General features: G+C 60.5%; 19 protein-coding genes. 14 read left to right on the forward strand and 5 right to left on the reverse strand.

All coding sequences use genetic code 11. From position 1 onward, the window contains the following. Positions 1-251 precede the first annotated feature (251 nt). The 6 genes from SPHS8_RS04370 to SPHS8_RS04395 are packed head-to-tail and all read left to right on the forward strand — an operon-like array spanning position 252 to position 5,833. Positions 252-872, forward strand: a complete 621-nt coding sequence (locus SPHS8_RS04370) for a histidine phosphatase family protein (RefSeq protein WP_236575008.1) — start codon at positions 252-254, stop codon at positions 870-872. Then, the gene (locus SPHS8_RS04375; protein WP_201514284.1) at positions 869-1,696 is read left to right on the forward strand and encodes a TIGR04290 family methyltransferase; all 828 of its coding nucleotides are present in this window, start codon (positions 869-871) and stop codon (positions 1,694-1,696) included. The genes SPHS8_RS04370 and SPHS8_RS04375 overlap by 4 nt, the downstream gene beginning before the upstream one ends. Further along, positions 1,693-2,616: a glycosyl hydrolase gene (locus SPHS8_RS04380; RefSeq protein WP_201514287.1), complete on the forward strand. Its 924-nt coding sequence runs from the start codon at positions 1,693-1,695 to the stop codon at positions 2,614-2,616. The genes SPHS8_RS04375 and SPHS8_RS04380 overlap by 4 nt, the downstream gene beginning before the upstream one ends. 12 nt (positions 2,617-2,628) lie before the next feature. Beyond that, positions 2,629-3,774 (forward strand): inositol-3-phosphate synthase, encoded by a 1,146-nt coding sequence (locus tag SPHS8_RS04385; protein ID WP_201514289.1) that lies wholly within the window; start codon positions 2,629-2,631, stop codon positions 3,772-3,774. Further along, complete coding sequence (locus SPHS8_RS04390) at positions 3,771-4,799, forward strand: MDR/zinc-dependent alcohol dehydrogenase-like family protein (RefSeq protein ID WP_236574958.1); 1,029 nt, start codon at positions 3,771-3,773, stop codon at positions 4,797-4,799. The genes SPHS8_RS04385 and SPHS8_RS04390 overlap by 4 nt, the downstream gene beginning before the upstream one ends. Continuing rightward, positions 4,796-5,833, forward strand: a complete 1,038-nt coding sequence (locus SPHS8_RS04395; RefSeq protein ID WP_201514294.1) for a Gfo/Idh/MocA family protein — start codon at positions 4,796-4,798, stop codon at positions 5,831-5,833. The genes SPHS8_RS04390 and SPHS8_RS04395 overlap by 4 nt, the downstream gene beginning before the upstream one ends. Here the strand turns inward: SPHS8_RS04395 and SPHS8_RS04400 are convergent. The 5 genes from SPHS8_RS04400 to SPHS8_RS04420 form a co-directional block, all read right to left on the reverse strand. Continuing rightward, positions 5,830-7,116, reverse strand: coding sequence for a Coenzyme F420 hydrogenase/dehydrogenase, beta subunit C-terminal domain (locus SPHS8_RS04400; RefSeq protein ID WP_236574959.1), 1,287 nt, complete (start codon positions 7,114-7,116; stop codon positions 5,830-5,832). The genes SPHS8_RS04395 and SPHS8_RS04400 overlap by 4 nt on opposite strands. Before the next feature lie 106 nt (positions 7,117-7,222). After that, a complete protein-coding gene (locus SPHS8_RS04405) occupies positions 7,223-8,308 on the reverse strand; it encodes a polysaccharide pyruvyl transferase family protein (RefSeq protein ID WP_201514300.1) in 1,086 nt (361 codons plus the stop codon). Then, complete coding sequence (locus SPHS8_RS04410) at positions 8,309-8,770, reverse strand: DUF6165 family protein (protein WP_236574960.1); 462 nt, start codon at positions 8,768-8,770, stop codon at positions 8,309-8,311. A 4-nt stretch (positions 8,771-8,774) separates the two neighbouring features. After that, positions 8,775-9,680 carry a glycosyltransferase family 9 protein gene (locus SPHS8_RS04415; RefSeq protein WP_201514301.1) on the reverse strand — a complete coding sequence of 302 codons (906 nt, stop codon included), beginning with the start codon at positions 9,678-9,680 and terminating at the stop codon, positions 8,775-8,777. Positions 9,681-10,105: 425 nt separating this feature from the next. Further along, complete coding sequence (locus SPHS8_RS04420) at positions 10,106-11,143, reverse strand: rod shape-determining protein (RefSeq protein ID WP_097091709.1); 1,038 nt, start codon at positions 11,141-11,143, stop codon at positions 10,106-10,108. Between the two features lie 658 nt (positions 11,144-11,801). Between SPHS8_RS04420 and SPHS8_RS04425 the strand changes: the two genes are divergently transcribed. The 8 genes from SPHS8_RS04425 (at position 11,802) to SPHS8_RS04460 (ending at position 20,861) form a co-directional block, all read left to right on the forward strand. Next, positions 11,802-12,026 (forward strand): hypothetical protein, encoded by a 225-nt coding sequence (locus SPHS8_RS04425; RefSeq protein ID WP_201514302.1) that lies wholly within the window; start codon positions 11,802-11,804, stop codon positions 12,024-12,026. A gap of 290 nt (positions 12,027-12,316) precedes the next feature. Further along, the gene (locus tag SPHS8_RS04430; protein WP_201514305.1) at positions 12,317-13,708 is read left to right on the forward strand and encodes a sugar transferase; all 1,392 of its coding nucleotides are present in this window, start codon (positions 12,317-12,319) and stop codon (positions 13,706-13,708) included. A gap of 753 nt (positions 13,709-14,461) precedes the next feature. Beyond that, positions 14,462-15,535 (forward strand): hypothetical protein, encoded by a 1,074-nt coding sequence (locus SPHS8_RS04435; protein WP_236574961.1) that lies wholly within the window; start codon positions 14,462-14,464, stop codon positions 15,533-15,535. Between the two features lie 26 nt (positions 15,536-15,561). After that, the gene (locus tag SPHS8_RS04440; protein ID WP_201514309.1) at positions 15,562-16,380 is read left to right on the forward strand and encodes a polysaccharide biosynthesis/export family protein; all 819 of its coding nucleotides are present in this window, start codon (positions 15,562-15,564) and stop codon (positions 16,378-16,380) included. Further along, a complete protein-coding gene (locus tag SPHS8_RS04445) occupies positions 16,377-17,804 on the forward strand; it encodes an ATP-binding protein (RefSeq protein WP_236574962.1) in 1,428 nt (475 codons plus the stop codon). The genes SPHS8_RS04440 and SPHS8_RS04445 overlap by 4 nt, the downstream gene beginning before the upstream one ends. Then, positions 17,801-19,159, forward strand: a complete 1,359-nt coding sequence (locus SPHS8_RS04450) for a GNVR domain-containing protein (RefSeq protein ID WP_201514312.1) — start codon at positions 17,801-17,803, stop codon at positions 19,157-19,159. The genes SPHS8_RS04445 and SPHS8_RS04450 overlap by 4 nt, the downstream gene beginning before the upstream one ends. Continuing rightward, positions 19,156-20,064, forward strand: coding sequence for a capsular biosynthesis protein (locus SPHS8_RS04455; RefSeq protein ID WP_097091714.1), 909 nt, complete (start codon positions 19,156-19,158; stop codon positions 20,062-20,064). Before SPHS8_RS04450 ends, SPHS8_RS04455 begins: the two co-directional genes overlap by 4 nt. Beyond that, positions 20,061-20,861: a WecB/TagA/CpsF family glycosyltransferase gene (locus SPHS8_RS04460; RefSeq protein ID WP_201514314.1), complete on the forward strand. Its 801-nt coding sequence runs from the start codon at positions 20,061-20,063 to the stop codon at positions 20,859-20,861. The genes SPHS8_RS04455 and SPHS8_RS04460 overlap by 4 nt, the downstream gene beginning before the upstream one ends. Positions 20,862-20,876 lie beyond the last annotated feature (15 nt).

The raw sequence follows: 20,876 nt of genomic DNA on the forward strand, positions 1-20,876 counted from the left end.
AAACAGCCGCGGGAAAGGCGGCTCATTGCAGTAGGGCAACAACAGGTAATGGCAGCAGCAACATCTTCTTCTACCGGCTAGTTCCCTGAATTTTCGCCCAACATTGACGATAGAGCCAACAGAATATCCCTGATTACTAACTTATATTATCTATTATAATTTATGTTTATCACTAGCTTTTACTTGCCTACGAAACTCGGATCGGATATGGAACTTTCCTTACTTCGATATTGTTAGCAGCATCTATGTTGATGCTTGCGACACCCCAGAAAACACATCAAACTTGTTTTCACCTCATTCGCCATGGCGCGCATGATGAGTTGGGACGAGTTCTGAGCGGACGCGCGGGAAGCATTCCTTTGAATGAGGAAGGCGGCTGTCAGGCGAAAGCTTTGTCGCGCTGGGCGACCCAAGAACATGTCAGCGCTGTTTACTCCAGCCCCCGCCCGCGCACCGTGGAAACGGCTTCGATAATCGCAGGCGCGGCCAAATTGGAAGTGCAGATCGCGCCGGATTTGGATGAGCTCGATTTCGGCGCTTGGAACGGCAAGGCATTTGACGAGCTGAGTGCAGATCCCCTCTGGCAGCGCTGGAATGACAGCAGAGCCACCGCCGCCACCCCCGGTGGCGAAACGATGGCGGCCGCGATCGATCGAGGGGTCGCGTTTCTGAACTCCTTGGCCGAAGCTCAGCCCGGCGGCACGTTCCTTTGCGTCACCCATTGCGACATCATCCGGGGCATGGTCGCCCATTTTCTGGGTTTAAGCTTCGACAACATCCTCAAATTCGACGTTCAGCCTGGGTCGGTCAGCACGGTGCTGCTCGGCCCGTCCGGCGGTCGCGTCTCTCGCCTGAATGAGGTGCCAGCATGAAGACAGTGAAGATCGCCGCTGACCACAAGGATGATGGCGACCTTCGTCGTCGGATTGCAGAACTGGGTCCTTGGTTTCACAATCTGCACATCGGCGGGATAGAGACCGCGCCTGATCATTTCCTGGGCGATTATCCCGCGTTCAAGTTCGCCAGGTTCGCAGACGCCCTGCCTGAAGACCTTACTGGCAAGTCGGTCCTCGACATTGGCTGCAACGCTGGCTTCTATTCCATTGAAATGAAACGCCGTGGCGCGGCGGAGGTCATAGGGATCGATTCAGACGATCGGTATCTGGCGCAGGCACGCTTTGCAGCCGGCGCGCTAGGCTATGATGATATCAGCTTCCACAATCTTTCGGTCTATGACGTGGCAAAGCTTGGTAGGCGGTTCGATGTCGTCATCTTCATGGGAGTGCTCTATCACCTGCGGCACCCGCTGCTCGCGCTGGATCTGATCCGCGAACATGTCGCGGGCGACTTGCTGCTGTTCCAGACAATGCAACAGGGGTCGGCCGATGTCCTGCTGGTGCCGGAAGACCACCCCTTCCACGTTCCCGGCACCAACCGGCCTCCCACCTTTTTCGACAATCCCGCCTTTCCGCGCATGCACTTTATCGAACGCAAGTTCGCGCATGACTGGACCAACTGGTGGGCGCCCAACAAGGCAGGCAGTCAAGCGCTGTTGCGTGCCGCCGGGTTCACCATCGAGGCCGAACCCGAAGAGGAAGTCTATCTCTGCCGCGTTGCTCCCGTCCCCTATGCGGACCTGATGGGCAGCGCGGCGGTCTATCCAGCACAATCACCGCAGGAGGGAACGCAGGCATGATCGAAGCCGCGATGATCTGGAACGAGCCCAACAACAAATCGCATTGGGACCTGGAGATCGATCCCGACTGGTCCCGCTATGCAGACATGGTGGTCCGGGCCGGATCAGCCATTCAAGACGTTAATCCGGCGGTGACTCGCGTATTGGGCGGCATGTCTCCGATCGATCCCCACTGGGTCAACCGCATGCGTGATCATGGCGCGCTGGATGCTGTGGATGTCGTGGCAGTCCATGGCTTCCCGCTCGACTGGAATTTGTGGCCGATCCATGACTGGCCAGACAAGATTGCGGAGATCGAAGCGGTCGTTCCAGACAAGCCGATCTGGGTGACGGAGGTCGGCGTCGGCTCCTTTGGGGCTGAGGAAGTGCAGGTGTTCGGCGTCAACCGCACGGCGGAACTGCTTGTCGGCCGCGTGCCCCGCATCTTCTGGTACAGCCTTTATGATTTGCCCCAGGAATGGGGGGCAACCACCCGGCACCGCGAGGCCGAAGGGTCGAGCTATTACCGCCATTTCTACATGGGACTCATCCGGGCGGATGGCACGCCCAAGCCTGCGCTGCAGGATTATGCCAAGGTGGCTGGCGACATGGGGTTGATGCAATGGTTTCATTTCGAAGACCCGCGCCTGGATGATGCCGTGGCCTGGATGAAGCGTCTCGGCGTCCGCCACCTTCGTACTGGCCTGTCCTGGGCCGACAGCTTCCGGCCCAATGCAATCGACTGGTTCGACCGGCAGATGGAGGCATTGGCGGACTTCGACGTGACGGTGACCTTCTGCTTCACGCCCGAGCATCTGGGCATCGCGCCCCATCATAGCAGCGCGGTTCACGAGCCCGATGCTTTCGCTGATTTCTGCGCCTGGATGATCGATCGCTACGCCCCCGCATCGGCAACCATGCCAGCGGTTCGCACCGCCTGAAGGAGAAGGAGCATGACGTCATCACCGCATAGCCTGGCGAGGCAGCCGATCAACATCGCCATCATCGGCGTGGGCAATTGCGCCAGCTCGCTAGTTCAGGGGCTGTCCCACTACAGGGCTGAAAGCAATGATCATCTGGGGCTGATGCATTGGGATCTTGGCGGCTACCGCCCTTGCGACATTCAGGTGGTCGCAGCCTGGGACATCGACCGGCGCAAGGTCGGGCAAGATGTCGCGCAGGCCATCTTTGCGAAGCCCAACTGCACCCAGATCTTCTGCCGCGAGGTGCCCGAACAGGGTGTGAAGGTGGAGATGGGCCACATTCTCGACGGCTATGCAGAGCATATGGCGGATTATCCGGACGATCGGACCTTCCTCCTAGCAGAAGAGGAAGCTCAGCCGAGCCGCAGCGATATCGTCAAACGCTTGCGAGAAGCGAAGGTGGACGTGCTTCTGAATTATTTGCCCGTTGGATCGCAGGAGGCGACCGAATTCTATGCGCAGTGCGCGCTGGACGCGGGCGTGGCATTTGTGAACAACATCCCGGTCTTCATCGCCAGCGATCCCAAATGGGCGGCGCGTTTTGAAAGCGCAGGCGTTCCAATCATCGGTGATGACATCAAGGCACAGTTGGGCGCGACCATCGTCCATCGAGTGCTGACCGACCTGTTCGCCAAGCGCGGCGTGAAGCTGGACCGCACCTATCAACTCAACACCGGCGGCAACACCGACTTCCTCAACATGTCGAACCGTACCCGGCTGAAGTCCAAGAAGATTTCGAAAACGGAGGCAGTGCAATCGGTCGCTGAAACCCGGCTGGAGGATGAGAATATCCATATCGGCCCGTCGGATTATGTCGCCTGGCAGAATGACAACAAGGTCTGTTTCCTTCGTATGGAAGGGCAGCTGTTCGGGGGCGTTCCGATGAACCTTGAACTGCGCCTGTCGGTGGAGGACAGCCCCAATTCGGCTGGAGTGGCGATCGACATGATCCGCTGCGCCAAGGTCGCGTCGGACCGCGGCATTGGCGGGCCCGTCCATCCTGCCGCTGCCTATTTCTGCAAGCACCCTCCGGACCAAACGACTGACGACCGAGCATATGAGGCGCTTGAAGCCTTCATCAATGGAGAGGGCGCGGTGGCGCTGGCGGCGGAATGATGGATCAGATGATGCCCCTCACCATAGATGACGGCCGCGGAGATCATACTGGTTATGCGCATGCCGCCACGATGCGGGTAGCGACCGTCACGGCACCAGGCGCAGTGCGGATCGACCATGCGCAACTTCCTGAGCCAGGTCCGGGGCAGGTCCGGTTGAAGCTGGAAGGATGCGGAGTCTGCGCATCCAATCTGACGCCATGGGCCGGGCCGGAATGGCAGCAATATCCGCTGGAACCCGGGTCTCTGGGGCATGAAGGATGGGGTGTTATCGACGCCGTGGGTGAAGCTGTTACCAGCGTGAAGCCGGGCGATCGGGTCACGGCCCTCTCTTATGCCAGCTATGCTGAATATGATCTGGCGGAGGAGTCGGCGATCGTTCCCTTGCCTCCTGCCCTTGACGGCATCCCTTTCCCCGGAGAGCCGCTGGGCTGCACGTTCAACATCTTCCGCCGGGCCGACATTCACGCTGGTCAAACCGTCGCCATAATCGGCGCCGGTTTTCTGGGCGCTATATTGACGCAGCTCGCAACCGAATCTGGCGCTCGCGTGATCGCCATATCGCGTCGGCAGTGTTCGCTTGATCTCGCTCGCAGCTACGGTGCCGCCGAAACGATCATGATGGACGACCATCACGCCATCATCAATCGGGTGAGCGACCTCACCGGCGGCCGCTTTTGCGATCGGGTCATCGAGGCCGTGGGCAAACAATGGCCGCTCGACCTGGCAGCCGAACTCACCGCAGAGCGCGGCAAGCTGATCATCGCAGGCTATCATCAGGATGGCCCGCGCCAAGTCAATATGTGGCTCTGGAACTGGCGTGGGATTGACGTCATCAATGCGCATGAGCGCGATCCCGCCACCTATGTGGAAGGCATCAGGGAAGCCGTCGAAGCTGTCGCGTCAGGCCGACTGGACCCGGCGCCGCTCTATACGCATCGCTATCCGCTTGAGCAGCTGGGCGAAGCACTAGACGCCACCCGCGACAAACCGGACAATTTTGTGAAGGCGCTGGTGATCCTATGAACCTTTCCTCAAGCGAAGCCCTCGCCTCCGCAATTACTCTCCCTCGCCCCCGGCTGGGGTTCCTTGGCGTCGGCTGGATCGGCCGCAACCGGATGGAAGCGATGCTCGCGACCGGCGGCATCGAAGCTGCGGCAATCGCCGACGCGCTCCCCGGCAATACAGCGGACGCTGCGCTGCTTGCACCGGGTGCTGCACAGCTGGACTCGTTCGACGCCTTGCTGGAGCAGGATTTGGACGGCATCGTCATCGCCACGCCCAGTGCGCTGCATGCCGAACAGTCGATCCGCGCGTTGGAACGCGGTATTCCTGTCTTCTGCCAGAAGCCGCTGGGGCGGAACAGCGCCGAAGTGGAGGCCGTGATCGCAGCCGCCAAGGCGTCCGACCGCCTGCTGGGCGTTGATCTCTCCTATCGCGGGACCGAGGGCATACGCGCGATCAAGCAGCAAGTCGACGGCGGGGAGTTAGGCCCGATCCATGCAATCGATCTGACCTTCCACAATGCTTATGGTCCCGACAAACCCTGGTTCTATGATCCTAAGCTGTCGGGAGGCGGTTGCATGATGGACCTGGGGGTTCATCTCATCGATCTCGCTCTCTGGACGCTAGGGTTCCCGCAAGTGGACCATATCGGCGCCGACCTGTTCAGTAAGGGTCACCCACTGACCGACAGGGATAGCCAGGTCGAGGACTTCGGCATTGCCACGCTCCGCCTTGCCGACGGATGCGTTGTGCGCATCGCCTGCTCCTGGCACCTTCCTGCGGGGCAGGACGCCGTCATCACCGCAGACTTCTTCGGGAGCAAGGCAGGTGCAGCCTTCCGCAACGTCAACGGCTCCTTCTATGACTTCAAGGCGGAGCTTTTCCAGGGCACCGCGCGGCAGACGCTGGCGGAGCCAGGCGACGCTTGGGGCGGGCAAATGGCGAGTGCCTGGGCAACGCAACTCGCCCGATCTCCCCGCTTCGATCCGCAATGCGAAAGCTTCGCCGCCGTCGCGGCCGTCATGGACGGTATTTACGCCGCGAGCCTGCGTTAGCCAAGCCGCCGTTCCGCCCAGTCGAATGCTGCGCCCAATCGCCCACGTGAATAGGTGACGCCATGATAGAGCTTTAGCATCAGGCGCCCCCAAACCATGAAGATGCCTGGTCGTCCCAGCCTTTTCGCCAGCTGGAATGCATCGCTGCTCCCTCGGCTGATCATGTAGCGCAAACGGTATATCAGCTTACGACGCCATCCAAGATGGTGATGCCCGGAGTGTACACGTTTACGCGGCTTTACGCCTCGCCGGGCCCATTCCAGGCGATAGGCGAGCCCTTCCCGCCGCTGCCGGAAGCCCGCTGCCTGAGTCTCCCGCACAAAGCCGGCATCGACGGCGCTGAGCGCGACGCGGCCTTGCTCCATCCCGTTTTGCAAAAGCGCGTGGATCTCAGGGGACCGTACGACCACGACGTTGGTCCCGCGGCCATCCGAAGAATAGGGTTCTACCCACGCATCACCGAAGCTGATGTCGGCCGTCTCCGCCACTACATCATCACAAAAATCGCACGCGCTGTTCTGGAAGAAGCCAGATCCCCAGTCGCCATCGACGAGGTGCCACCAATCCTGTTCCCGCTCCTCACCATCCCGGCAAGAAAGCTGAGCCCTGTACCAGTTTGCCGGACGGCTCGCGTCCTTCAGCCGATACTCCACCCGTGCCACATCGCGCACATCGACGCCCATCTGCCAGCCGAAGCTCTCTACCATGTTCCGGCTCTTCATATGGCCGCACACCAGACCCAGCGTGAAAACGATGCGCTCACGCAGCACCGTATCCTGCGCGCAGGCCAAGTGGACCGATTTGATAAAGCAAGGAATGCCGACGATGGCATAACGGCCCGGAACGGCACGAATTTCCTCCAATATCCCTGCCATATCGACCGGATAATAGCGGGACTTCGCGCCCCGGTTCAGCGCATCGAGATCACGCGAGATGCTGTAGCGAAAGAAGCGCCCGCCTGCGTCGGGATCGGCGGGTGCCACATGAGCGACGCCATCGACCAAGCCGCGCTGCAGCAGTTCTGCCGCGACCCAACTGACCATGCCGCCTGAACTGCCCCGATCACGGTAGCTGTCCTCCAAAGCGTGCCCAACATAGGCTCCCTCGAACCGGCCAATCCACTGATCCGATCCTGCCGCCCTGGGGAAAAGACGGGCCGCAATGCTATCCTCATCTTCCGACTGAGGCGAGAATGGGCAGAGAGTTGAGAAAGCACGGGATCGCGAGCGCATCCATTCGCGCGGTCCATCCGGCTTCAACTGCCCTTCGCGATCCCAATCCATCCGCGCGCCGCTGCAAGCCGCCTCGGCCGCACATGCCCCGCATCCGATGCAAAGGCCGGATCGTACCATGTCCCGTGGACTGACAGGCTCATCCCGACCCATGATTTCAGGGCACCAGCGCGGTAAGAAGATAATCGGTTGAATGTTGCCGCAACCGCGACAGCCGATCGCTCACTCGATCGTCAAGCGGGTCGGTAAGTAGAGAGGCATAAAGTCCCGCGCCCGATCCCTGCCGGGCCAGTCGGCGCTCCAATCCCAAACGCCGTATCAAATCATGAACCTTGTTGGCGCGATAGGAAGATGGCACCGTCACGAACGGCTTCTGGTTTAAAATCGCAAAAACGCAGCCGTGGAAGAAGCTGGTCACGACGGCATCCGCGCTCGCCATGAAACGCGCAAATTCATGCGGTCCGCAGGCGAGGCGCTGCTCATCGGCCCAATCATTGCGGTAGCCGATGCTGACGATCCGGCGACCGCTTTTCATGGCCCATGCCCGGACATGATCCGACAACCAGCTGGGGAAATTATGTCCGTAAACGGCTACCATCCCCTCCCCTTCTCTCTCTTCGCCAGCGAATTGCGGCGTGAACTGAAGACAAGGGTCCAGCACCAGGGCCGGATCAACATCCAGCGCTGAACGAACCATGCTCCGGCTATTCTCATCCCGCACCGAAAGCGAAGCAAAGCCGCGCAACTGATCCGCCCAATAGGGCGGAAGTCCGTCGGCAGCATCCTGATTGCCGAAGCTGGCGGCATAGGAAATCACCCGCCCGCGAAGGCCGGTTCCATAGAATGTCGCGCATCCCCCGTACCAAGGGTGGCGAAGGTTCCACACCTCGTCACTGCCTACGATGATAGCGTCATATTCCTCCAGCTTTTCCGGGCGGTGGAGAGGAAAAGCGGCTGACAGGGGCAACTGAGCGAACGCCTCTAAAAATTTCCGGGTCTTGCGCCCGTAGGCTGCAAAGTCCGACCTCGGCGTCGGTTGAGGCAAGGTGGGACGAAAGGCGCATCTGATCTCGGCCCTTGCCGCAGCTGCGCATTCGTGATCCAGCAGCACCGCGTCCGCGCCCAACGCTCTCAGGCCGTCTACCAGGCACCGAGCCTGCCAATAGGAACCATAGTTGATGCAGCGGTGAAAGGTCAGGATGCCAAGGCGCCTGCCCAGAAGAGGCTGATGCCTGCCGTGCATCTAACGGGTCCGGTCCGCCAACGACGCGCCTTCTCGCAAGGGCCGCTGGAATGCCGCCGAATTCGCGCCCTCGGTGGCATAGCTTTTTTCCTCCACCAATTCCGATTCCAGCACGCGGTTGATCTCACGCTTTATGGCCGCCCGCCGATCGTTCATCTGGTAGACTGAGCGAGCCAAAGCGACGAAACTCGTCCCGAAATCGACGGCAGCCTCTCGTTCGCGGATCGCATCTTCGATATCCCACAATGCTTCATTCACCTGCTTCAGGCTGTGACGCAACGGCTCGACTTCGGGCACCTTCAACGCCTCCGCGCCGATGACGCTCAGCAGCCGATATTCCCTGCTGACATTCCTATGGGCAGAGATCGCTTCGATGCGCGCACGCTTGATCTCCAGTATCGTCAACTTGTCGATCAACTCGCCCCAGGACACGGGCACCGAAGGCGTAGGCATCTGTCCCATCGCACTAACCTTTCGCTGACCCGGTATAGCGCATCGCCAGATCGCGCCGAACCTGTTCCACCACTGGTTCCCAGCCGCCGCCATCCTGATCGGCATAGATGCGCATCGACGGATACCAAGGCGTCCGGATGCCAGCCGCGGGCCAGCGCCAATCCGGATTTGCGTTAAGCAGCAACCAGACCGGCTTGCCCATGGCCCCAGCCAGATGAGCGATCATCGTATCGACCGTGATTACGAGGTCCGTGGCCGCGACCAAAGCCGCCGTCGCCTCCATGTCAAAGGGACAGCCCTCCCGATTGATGACCGGAAGCGTGGTCGGCTCAGGCATCAGACTGAGGCAGCGCGCTTCTTTGCACAGCGGGGCCAACAGTTCAGGGGCGATCGATCGGGACGGGTCCCACTCCCCCGCCCCATAACAAAGTCCAACCGTGCCGCGCGGCAGCACTCCAGGACTAGCAGTAAGGTAAGGAACGGATGTGTCTTCAGGCCTCGCTTTCAACGCGAAGCCCAGCTCGGTTATCTCCATGTCGCATTCCGATGGCGGGAGCGGCCGTGCCTCGTCGAAAGGAAGAAAGCGGATGGACGTTTCGCCCGCTCGCGTTGCTGATCGCTGCAAAACAGGCAGCAACCGTGGCTGCACCTCCACGGTCAGCGATCGCGTCCTTGCTCGCAACAGCGGAAGAAAACGGACGAACTGGATCGTATCGCCCAGTCCATGGTAACAGCGTATCAGGCAGTGCTTACCGCGATAGGAGCGGCCGTCCCAAACCCAACGCATATGATAGGGAAGCGTCGGATCGTCCCGCCTGGCTGGATCACGCTCTGCCAACTCCTGTTCGGCCAGCGCCCAAGCGGCGGCATATTCCCCTGCTCGCATGGACGCTATCCAATGTGACATGCGGTCAGCCATGTGCTTCAAAATCCGCGCCTACGACGCAAGTTCATGTTGGTTGCCGATATCCCAGGTTAGCGGCGTGAACCCGGCGCCCAGCGGCCTGGTTCACCCTGGCGAGGACAAGGGGCGTAGAATATCCGCGAAACGTTGGAGCGCCTTCGCTCGACCGGACAGGCTCGCGCGGATTGTTGAAGATGATGAGCACGGGGATCGTCACTGGCGCTGCGGATGACGCCCCTCCACGATCGGCACCTCTGCCAGCGTTGGCGCCAGATATGGCCTTGGCTTCCTCTGGATAGCCCTATCCTGCTGCCGATGATGTAGCCCATCAGTCGTAGGCGCGCGCAAAGGGCAGGTGGACCAATCTGTTGGGCTGGCTGACTACAGGCGTCACTTTCCTTTGCACGATGGCGCTCGTGGGCAGTTGCTTGCTCTAACGATCAGGAAATGGCGAGGACGCCCTGATAAGCATTATCTTCCAGAGCCTTCCCCGCACCCATCGCAACGCACATCAGCGGCGTCTCGGCGATCTTCACCGGCAGGCCTGTTTCCTCCATGAGAGCTTCGTCGAGCCGCCGCAGCAGCGCACCGCCACCGGTCAGGGTGATGCCTTCCTCGATAATGTCCGCCGCGAGTTCGGGAGCGGTCTGCTCCAGCGCGGTTCGCACCGCCATCTTGATCTGGCCGACCGGTTCAGCAAGCGCTTCGACGATCTCCGCTTCGCTGATCGTCATTTCGGCCGGGCGTCCATTGACCAGGTCCCTCCCTTTGACGATGATCCGCCGCCCCTCACCATCAGGCAGGGTCGCCGCGCCGATTTCACACTTCACCCGCTCCGAAGTTGCTTCGCCGATCAGCAGATTGTGGTTGCGCCTGATGTGGGAAGCGATGGCATCATCCATACGGTCGCCGCCCACGCGAGCGGAATTGCTATAGGCGATCCCCCGCAGCGACAGGACAGCGACTTCCGTCGTCCCGCCGCCAATGTCGACTACCATTGCGCCGCGCGGCTCCGTCACCGGCAAGCCCGCGCCTATCGCTGCCGCCATCGGCTCCTCGATCAACTGCACATGGGCCGCCCCCGCATTGGCGGCAGCGTCACGCAGAGCCCGCCGTTCTACCATGGTTGATCCCGAAGGCACGCAGACCACCACCTCATGACGGCGTCCAAACCGGCTGCCGTTCAGCGCCTTGTCGATGAAGTGTTTGATCATCTGCTCAGCCACGTCGATGTCTGCGATGACGCCATCGCGAAGCGGCCGGATTGCCTGAATATTGGCGGGCGTCTTTCCCATCATCAGCTTGGCTTCATTGCCTACGACCTTCACGCGGCGGAAACCTTGCTGTGTCTCGATGGCTATGACCGACGGCTCATTGAGGACGATCCCGCGATCGCGGACATGGATGACTGTGTTCACCGTGCCCAGGTCGATGGCCATGTCAAACGCGGAGGACGAAAGGAACCGTGGTAATTTCATTGAAGAATGGCGATCTTTTCGGAAGGGACGGCTGGGCTCGCCCCTGCCTACACGCCCGCGCGAGCAGAAGAGGGCTGCGACGACCCGTCCGGTTACTGGGGCCAGCCGAATTGCTTTAGCTCGGTGCCCCATCAAAAAACCCCGCTCTCAAAGCTGAGTAGCGGGGCCAGTTTGGGTCGCAATGCGGGCATATGCCTGCGCTGAACAATAGGTCATGCCGCTGAACTGATTTCAAGATGCACAAATTTGATCCAGATGAAGAGGTCCATTACTGAAACGGATTCAAATGGTTGTTCAAAGGCATAGACGGGCATCTGACGACTACAAATAACCTAATTTATCGAATTTTTAATGGCAGGCGGGCCGCCATTTTCTGCTCCCCGCCTCAATGGCATCTGATCCTGCTATCCATCTTGTGAGATGCGGCCGATTAGCCGCCACAAGCGACGATGCGTCAATTCGCTGTCTTCCAAACTGAACATGATGGATTTCAGACCACAGCATGTCCCGCTCCATTTTTCGGAGATCTTTCGCGGCCACCAAGATCATGTCTGGGGCGTTGCTCCTTAAGAAGCCTAGGAAAATCCTGACAGACCACTTCTTTTTTGAGCCAGTTTTCCTATGTGATATAGGCGCATATTGCTCGGGGCCTTTGCAGATGATCGACTTGTCACCTCAACCTCAGGATAAGACAGCCGATACAACGGAATTGTCCGCCGCGCCCCGGCACGATCCTGCGATCAAGACGTCTTCTTCAAAGAAGCACTTTCAGCTCTTCACATATGAGAATGCCGAAACCGGCATCCAGTTCTGCTCGCGCTGGGCCGGTCCCATCGTCTTACTTGCGACACTGGGCCTGCTCGGCTGGTGGCTGTTCAGCTGATTCGCCAATTGCCTAAGATGATTCGGGCAAGCTGCTCCGTTCAGTGGTAAATTTTCGCTTGCACAATTCCGCCATTGAATTTCAGGTCGTCGTGGAAGTCGGGCGTCACAGCCGCTGAGCCGAACGGATCATCGGAAAAGAGCTTCCGGGCGTCCCATGCATGATTGTCAGCCTCTCACATTTATGTCCTGCTGCTCCGCAACATAATCTCAAGGCAGCGGATGTCTGATGCATGCAAGTTGTCTTTCGGGACGGCTGGCGATTGACGTCAGGACAAAAAAGGGTTGCAGATGTCGAAAATCGATCTGGCGATCGAGGGTTTCCCTAGTCGTCAGCCCACAACAGCCGCCATTCAGCGGAATGTGAGGCTTTGGCTGTGCCTGTTGCTGGCAGCGGCCGATATGGCAGCGCTGGCGATCGGCTTTGTTCTTGGTCTCCGCGCATCTGGTGTGCCATTGGTCTTCGCCGATCTATGGCAACCACTTGGCGGCGGAATGGTCGTCTATGGCATTGTGGCCTTTCACAATCAGGCCTTCAATCCTGTTTGCCTTACCCAGTTGACGCCAAGCTTGCGCAACGCGGCGCTCGCACTTGCCGGGACATTGTTGATCTTTCTGCTGACGCTGTTCTCTCTGAAGGCAACAGGCCAACTCTCACGTCTTGGCATATCGTCCGGCATCATCTGCAGCGTAACACTGCTTGTCGTGCAGAGACTTTTCATCGTGCGCGCCGTGCAACGGAATTTCAGCGACAATTTGTTTGCGCAATTGATGATCATTGATGGCGGCGTCATTCCCGATGATGTCAGCGGCATGGTGATTGTCGATGCAGAAGCGGCGGGCATCAAGGCTGATCTTGACGACCCATATATGTTGCATCGCCTCGGCACATTGCTGCGCGACTTTGATCGTGTGGTGATATCCTGCCCTGGAGATCGCAAGACCGATTGGGCGCAAATGCTTAAGGGTGGCAACATCCTGGGCGAAATTATCGTGCCCGAGCTGGACTCGATGGCGCCTTTGGCGGTGCAGAACCACCGTGGCGTTTCAACGCTCGTTGTAGCACGCGGCCCGCTGAACCTTGCCAATCGCGCGCAGAAGCGGCTTCTGGACATTGCCATCACCGTTCCGCTGTTGATTGCATTGGCGCCGTTGATGATCGCTGTGGCGATCGCTATCCGGCTGGACTCGGCCGGCCCCGTCTTTTTCAAGCAAGAGCGCATCGGCCGCGGAAACCGGCTGTTCCACATCTTGAAGTTCCGCAGCATGCGTGTGGAGCAATGCGATGCTGCGGGAGCGTCATCCACGCGCCGCGACGACAATCGCATAACGCGGGTGGGCGCATTCATCCGGAAGACGAGCATTGATGAACTGCCGCAGTTGATCAATGTGCTGCTCGGCGAAATGAGTCTGGTCGGACCACGTCCCCATGCTTTGGGATCGACGGCGGAAGAACAGCTGTTCTGGCAGGTCGACCGCCAATATTGGCATCGACATGCGCTAAAGCCCGGGATTACGGGACTGGCTCAAATACGCGGATTTCGCGGAGCGACCGAGACTCGCCGCGACATACTCAACCGCGTCGAGGCAGACCTGGAATACCTCCATGGCTGGAGCCTGACGCGCGATATCGCCATCCTGATCGGGACCTTCAGCGTGCTGGTGCATCGCAACGCCTATTGAGGCGATCAGTTACAGACGCATCGCGTGGGATTTTTGCACCACCTCCTTGATTTTGCGATAGAATGAGGCGCACCTGATCTTCGCGCCAACTATTTGTTAACCGTAAAATAGGATATGTCCGTCATCTGAAACAGGGCGGATTTATCAAGTGGCAGACGATCTTGCGCCGGTCGCAGTTGCGCGACCTTCTTCCACAGGCGGCTCAACCGCTCGTCCCATTCCTTCCCAGCCATCATTGGCGCAGCGGCCATTTGCCGACCGCGCTGATCGCGGCGTCGAGATTCTCTCTCGCTGGGCGGGGATTTTCAGCTTCGCAGCTGCGGTAGGCGCGATAGGCTGGCTGCTCATCTCCTGAAACGCATATCCCTCGTTTCTACAAAGTTGTGAATCCCTCTTCTCTTTTCCTTGCTGCCAGATGAACAGTTGTCAGCAGGCGACATGCGCTGCTGATCAGTCGTTTTTGCGATGAAACGAAGCGTGGTTTAGTTACGACAAGCTGCGCCTGCAGAGGTTCGTTTTGTCTGCAAACGCGACTAGCATGCCCTCATTGCTGCAATGCAATAAAGGGTTGCACATTTGGCTATTGCTTACACTCCGCGTTTTTGGAGGCGCCTCAGCGCGCCTGCCATACAAAATTTCTTCATTGTTCACAGAGCAGCAGCGGTAGCGGTCAGCTGCGCTGCCGTTGCCGCTACCCCTTCTGCCGTCACCGCCCAGTCAGCAAAGGTTGATGAGGGCGCCCGACTGAAAACATTGGGGCTGCACGCGACGGCGGGCATCGATCTTCTTTATGATGACAACGTCTATCGCGTCGATGATCAGATAGAGAACCCGACAAAAGACATCATTGTCACGCCTTGGGCCGAGCTGACCTATGGCAAACCAATAGGGCGTCACGATCTTCTGCTGCGTGGTCGTGTCGGATATGACCAGTTTATCTCCGAAGGTCAGCGGAGCAAGTTGCGGCTCGATACCGAAGCGAAGGCGGTGATACGATTTGGGGCGACCTGCTCTGTGACGCCACTTCTATCCTATCGGCAGCAGCGCGCCGATTATGGGGATATCAACCAGCAGACCGAAAATCTCCAGCGGTTCGCCACATTCGGCGCGGACCTGAGCTGCGAACGTCCAGGCCTTTTCCCCGTCGCATCCTATCGCCGCGACCTGACCCGCAATGATGACGCCTTTGATTTCGCGGATCAGACCAGCGACACTTACATGGCGGGGATCGGCTATAATATGCCGAGCCTGGGCACGCTGACGGCATTTTACGAGCGCGTGAACAGCGATCGTAAAAAGCTGGGGATCGAGAACCGCACCAACAGCTATGGACTACGGTTCAAGCGCGAAGTTTCTCCGATCACGCAGTTGGACGCCGAGCTTCGCTGGCTGGACGTAGATAGCGACTCTCCCGCGGTCGGCAGTTATAATGGCCTGGGTTGGGACATCAGTGTTTCCACCGGCATCGTACCGCGTCTCAAGCTTACGGCCACGACCGAGCGCAGCATCGTCAACGACAGCCTGATCGCCAGTGGCTTCGCAATCCGCACCCGGCACAGATTGGCGGGCGAGTTCGCGATCTCGGAACTGACATCAGCTGGCTTTTATGGCGAATTGGAAAAGCGGAAGTTTCGGCAGGATGCCGCCTTGCGTCCATTCTCCATCACGGCCGACCGCAACCAGCGCTTTGGCGCGATGCTGAAGCGCAAGCTGTCGGATCGCTTCGATCTCTCCCTTGATGCGCAGCGCTACAAGCGGCGCACTGATACGGATGTCGCCGAATTTAGTGGAACCCAGGTGACGCTGGGCGCGGCGATCAGATTTTGACCCTCGAACATGAAGGAGCATGAGCTGTGAAAGCAGAGACCCTCCTGACCAGCTTCTCGATCTTCCTCACGGCTGCCGCGGTGTTTCCAGCGTCGGCGCAAACAGCTGTCGCGAACGCCCCGGCGGCGACTGCTCCAGCCCAGCCGGTAGCCGACGCAGGATATCTGCTTGGTCCCGACGATGAAGTGAAGATTTCGATCTTCGGCCAACCGGACCTGTCGTCAACTACGCGGATAAAGGAAGATGGCTCGGTCACGCTCGCCCTGATCGGACCCGTTCAGGCGCGAGGAAAAACGACATCTCAACTGGCGCAGACCATAGCTGCCAACTACGCAAGCGGCGGGTTCCTCACCAATCCATCGGTCAATGTAGAGGTGAGCAACTATGTCAGTCGCTTCGTGACTGTTCTGGGCAATGTGCCGCAAGCGGGCAATTACCCGCTCGACCGCAACTATACGGTCGCGTCCATGCTGGCGAAGGCTGGCGGTTCGACGAAGGACGGCGCCAACGCCGTAATCCTGACACCAGCTGATGGGAGCGGCGCTGTTCGCATATCGCTTGCCGATATGGCGGTGGGGGGTAGCCGCCAGTTGAAGCCGGGCGACATACTGTTCGTTCCTCCGGCCGAGAAGGTCTATGTTTACGGGCAGGTCCAGCAGCCGGGCGCCTTCTCCTTCGTGCCGGGCCAGAGCTTCCGCCAAGCCCTTGCATTGGCAGGAGGACCGACGCTCGCGGGTTCCACCAAGCGCATAAAAGTACGCCGGGGAGGCAAGGAAATACAGGCGAACCTGGATGATCCGGTTCAGCCTGAAGATGTCCTCATCATCCGGGAGAAGCTGTTTTGACTACGATCGATCATGGCTTCGCGCAGGATCGGCCCAGCGGTATGCTGGACTGGCTCATGTCCTTTCGCCGCAACATGGCGTCTGCCCATACGCGTTCTGGCGAGCCTCGCATGAGGGCGGCCGAGCCCTTGTTGCTCGACACACCTGTGGCGCCGGGCTTCCGGCCAATTCAGCAGGAGGATGAGGTAGCTGAAGCGCCACGGGCTCTTTCCATGGGTGCGATGGCGGCGCCTTTGAAGCCGATCAGCTTGCGACGGGATTCCATTTATAGCGCTTTCAGTACGGCGATGCCGGTGACGGATCGGCACGGGCTGGCCGGACGGAACAGCGAGCTTGAGAAGCTGGTCGAGGCGATCGTCGTTCAGCGGAAACATGCGGTGATCTTCGGAACGCGGGGATCAGGCAAGACTTCGCTGGCGCGAGTTTTCGGCGATCTGGCGGATGAGGCGGGATGCGTCGCGCTTTATGGATCGGCGAGTGGGGACGCGGATTTCGACGCGTTGTTCCGGCCTTTTCTGAGCGAACTGCCGATGAGTGGGGCGGGCCAGGAAAAAGCGCGCAAATTAATGAATGAAACCATTGATGGAACGCGTTTGGCGAACCTGCTGGTCGAAGACGTACGGCAGCGTACGATTTTGATCCTGGACGAGTATGACCGGGTCCGATCGGATGAGGCGAAGTCGGACGTGGCGACGCTGCTGAAGCTGCTCACCGACATTCACTCGCCGGTCCAGGTGGTACTGGTCGGCATCGCGGGAGACGTGGATGGGCTGATCGCGGCGCATCCGTCGTTGCGGCGACATATCGCGCCTCAGCGGGTCGCGCCGATCCCGAAGCCGGAGTTGGAGCGGCTGCTGATGAGCTGCGCGGACAATGCGCGGTTGAGGCTTGATCCGGACGCGCTCGACGCGCTGGCGGGCGCGGCGATGGGGTCGCCCTATCATGCGCGGCTGTTCGGCATGCAGGCGGCGCTCGTCGCCGAAGCGGCGGGCCGCGAGCGCATGACCCTGGCCGACGTGGAGCAGGGACTGGCGTCCGCGCTGGAAGACTGGGCGGAGATGAGCGGAGCGACGCACGCGCTGTTCCGCCGCATCTTGTGGGACGCGGGCGCGAACCGGCGGATGATCGCGCTGGCAGGGGTCGCAGCGTCCCAGATGTCGGTCATTTCTTATGACCGCCTCGTGCGCCTGAGCCATGAAGTATTGGGCGGCGGATCGATCAACGAAGGTCAGGCCGCCGACACGCTGCGGCGGCTGGAGCCGATCCTGACACCGATGCCCGGCGGCGAACTGTTCATGTTCGAAGATACGCTGGCGCCGCAGTTCCTGTTGCTGATGGCAAAGCAGCCGGTGCCCGCGACGCCCCCTGCCCCGACGCCTGCCGAAGAAATGCGCGCCATGCTGCGAGGAGTTGACGGGCTATGACCATGAACCCGATCGATCTGCTGTCCGCCGTCCAGGCCCGGTGGCGGACGGCGGCGCTGCTGGGCGGCACGCTGTTCCTGATCGTCGCCATATTGGCGTTCCTACAGCCCCGCCAATATGCGGCCACATCTTCACTGCTGCTGGACCTGTCGCAGACAGACCCAACCGATGCCAATAATCAACCGGGCGCGCGCGTGGAAGTGGACAGCATATTGGGCACGCAGACGGACGTCATCCGATCCGCCAAGGTCATCAATGCGGTGGCGAAGGAAGCCGGGTTCGTCGATGAACTGCCGAAGGATATCCCGCTCGATGCGCGCGTGCAGCAAGCGGCCGACCGCGTGCGGGCCAGCCTAACCGTGACGACCGGGCGGCAGAGCAATGTGCTGCAATTGCAATATATGGATGCCGATCCGGCCGTCGCGGCGAAGGTCGCGAACCTGGCCGCACAAGTCTACATGCGCGAGCAGGTCGAACTGCGCGCCTCCCCTGCGCGAGGATCGGCCAAATGGTTCGACGAGCAGACGCAGGAAGTACGCCGCCGGTACGAGCTCGCGCAGAAGCGCCTGTCCGATTTCCAGCGCGCGCATGACATTATCGGCATCAACCGCATGGACCTTGAGGCCGAAAAGCTGAAGAACCTGTCCTATCAGCTTACCCAGGCGCAAGCCGAGGCGGCGGCTGCACGGTCGAAAGCCGGCGCGGGATCGGTGTCCGACATCGAAGGGTCGCTGATCGTCCAGAATTTGCAGGAGCAGGTGGCGACGCAATCAGGGCGTGTTTCGGAATTGTCGAAGACCCTTGGCCCGAACCATCCGAGCATGGTCGCCGCCAACGCCCAATTGTCGGAGCTTCAGTCGAAGCTGGCAGCGGCACGCGCCAGCCAGGCAGGCGCGGTGAACGCCAACAGCCGGGCGGCAAGCAGGCGCGAAGGGGACCTCAAGTCCAACATGGCGGGCCAGGAAGATCGCATGATCCGCATGTCGGACGTGCAGGACCAGTTGATGGTCATGCAGCGGGACGTGGATGCCGCGCGCCAGACCTATGACACGGTGCGCCAGCGCTTCAACGAAGCGACGCTGAAGAGCCAGATTTCGCAGCCCAATGCCAGCTTGCTGGACGAGGCGGCGGTGCCGTTGCTGCCAGCCAAGCCGAACATCATGCTGTGGCTGATCGCGGGGGTTGCGCTGGGCCTGATCGGCGGGGTGGCGGCAGTCGTCATCGCCGAGATCCTGAAGCCCCGCGTCCGTTCCGCAACCGGTGTCGCCAAGGCGACCGAAGTTGAAGTCATCACCGAACTGTTGCCGGTCCCCACACGGGGCGGCTGGTTCCTCAATCGGCAGGAGGCCGCATGAGACTGCGTTCCACGGCAGGCGCCCCACCCCAGTTGATGCCCGGCGGCGGGACCGCCGCGCTCCGGCCCAGAGGACGGGACAAGCAGAGCTTTGCGAAGCTGGCGGTCGATCACGGGTTCCTGGCGGAATCCGACGTCACCCGGGTCGACATGCATGCGCGCGAACATGGGCTTCCCTTTCACGAGGCAGCGGTGGAGATCGGCGCGCTAGATGCCGAGGCGGCCAATCTGCTGGCGGCACTGGCGGGCGGATTTTCGCTGCTGCCGACCGGAGATGAACGGATAGACCCGGCGGTGGTCGCGGCCTTTGATCCTGCAAGCCCCTATGCCGCCAAGATCAGGACGGTCCGGGCCAAGATGCGGGCAGCGGCGAAGGCGGGCGATCCGTCCGCGCTGCGGCTGGCGGTGCTGTCGGTGGATGCCGGAAACGAGGCTGCGGTGATGGCCGCGAACCTGGCGGTCGTGCTGGCGCAGATGGACGGTCAGACGATGTTGATCGACGTCGACATGGGCAATCCGTCGCTCGACCGGTTGTTCCGCGTCGCGAACAAGGCGGGATTGGCGGAACAGTTGATGGGCAGTGCGGCGTTGCTGCCAGCGGCCAAGACCGCGATCGAGGGATTGTGGCTGATGACCGCGGGACGCGCTTCGGGCAGCGCGTCGAGCCTGATCACGCGCGGCCCGCTGGCGGACACAGCCAATGGATGGGGCTTGAAGGAAACATCGATGCTGTTCTACCTTGCCGAGCGCAAGGGCGAGCAGACGCCGGTCGGCAGCATCCTGGCAGGGTTCGACGCCGTGGTCATCGTCGCCCGGCGCGGCGATACCGCGATCGCCGACCTGCGCCGCATCATCGACGATCTTGACCGGCAAGGCGTGCCGATCGCCGGGACGGTCATCGCATGAGTGCTGAGCGGGCCCTGCCTCAACCTTTTCCTGCCGCAGAAATGCAGGAAAAGAACGTCGTGGTGGGCGGCGTTCCGGTTTCCACCCTGTCCCTCGACGCCCTGATCACGAAGATGGTGCGAGAAGCCCCGCTCCGCCGGATGCAGCAGGAAACGCCATTGCTGGTGTTCGACTGCAACGGACAGGGCCTGTCGATGAATGCCATCGACCCGCAGTTCCGGGCCGATCTGGCTCAGGCGGACCTGATCCACGCCGATGGGCAGATCATCGTCAAGGCGTCACGCTGGTTCAGCAAGACGCCGATCGCGGACCGGTCGAGCACCACGGACATGTTCATCGACAGCCTGCCGCGCGCAGCCGCACAGGACGTGCGCTATTATCTGCTCGGCGGCGAGGAGAAGGTGAATGCCGAGTGCGCCCGGCGGATCACCGAACAGACGCCGGGCCTCAAGCTGGCGGGCCGCCGCAACGGCTTCTGGAAAGCGGAAGACGAGGACGCGCTGATAGAGGAGATCAACGCGGCGGCGCCTGACGTGCTTTGGGTAGGAACGGGAAAGCCGCGCGAGCAGGCATTTTGCGTACGTAACCGACATCGCATCAAAGCGGGGTGGATCGTCACTTGTGGCGGCCTCTTCAACTATGTGACCGGCGATTACCCACGCGCGCCGATGTGGATGCAGAATGCGGGGCTTGAGTGGCTGCACCGGATGGCGACACGGCCACGGCAGCTGGCCTGGCGCTACATCACCACCAATCCCCATGCGCTTTGGCTGATCTGGAAGCATCGCCATGGCTGATGGGACAGCGGTTGC

Origin of the sequence: Sphingobium sp. S6, from assembly GCF_905120495.1 — a bacterium.
In the GTDB taxonomy this organism is placed as follows: Bacteria; Pseudomonadota; Alphaproteobacteria; order Sphingomonadales; family Sphingomonadaceae; genus Sphingobium; species Sphingobium agri.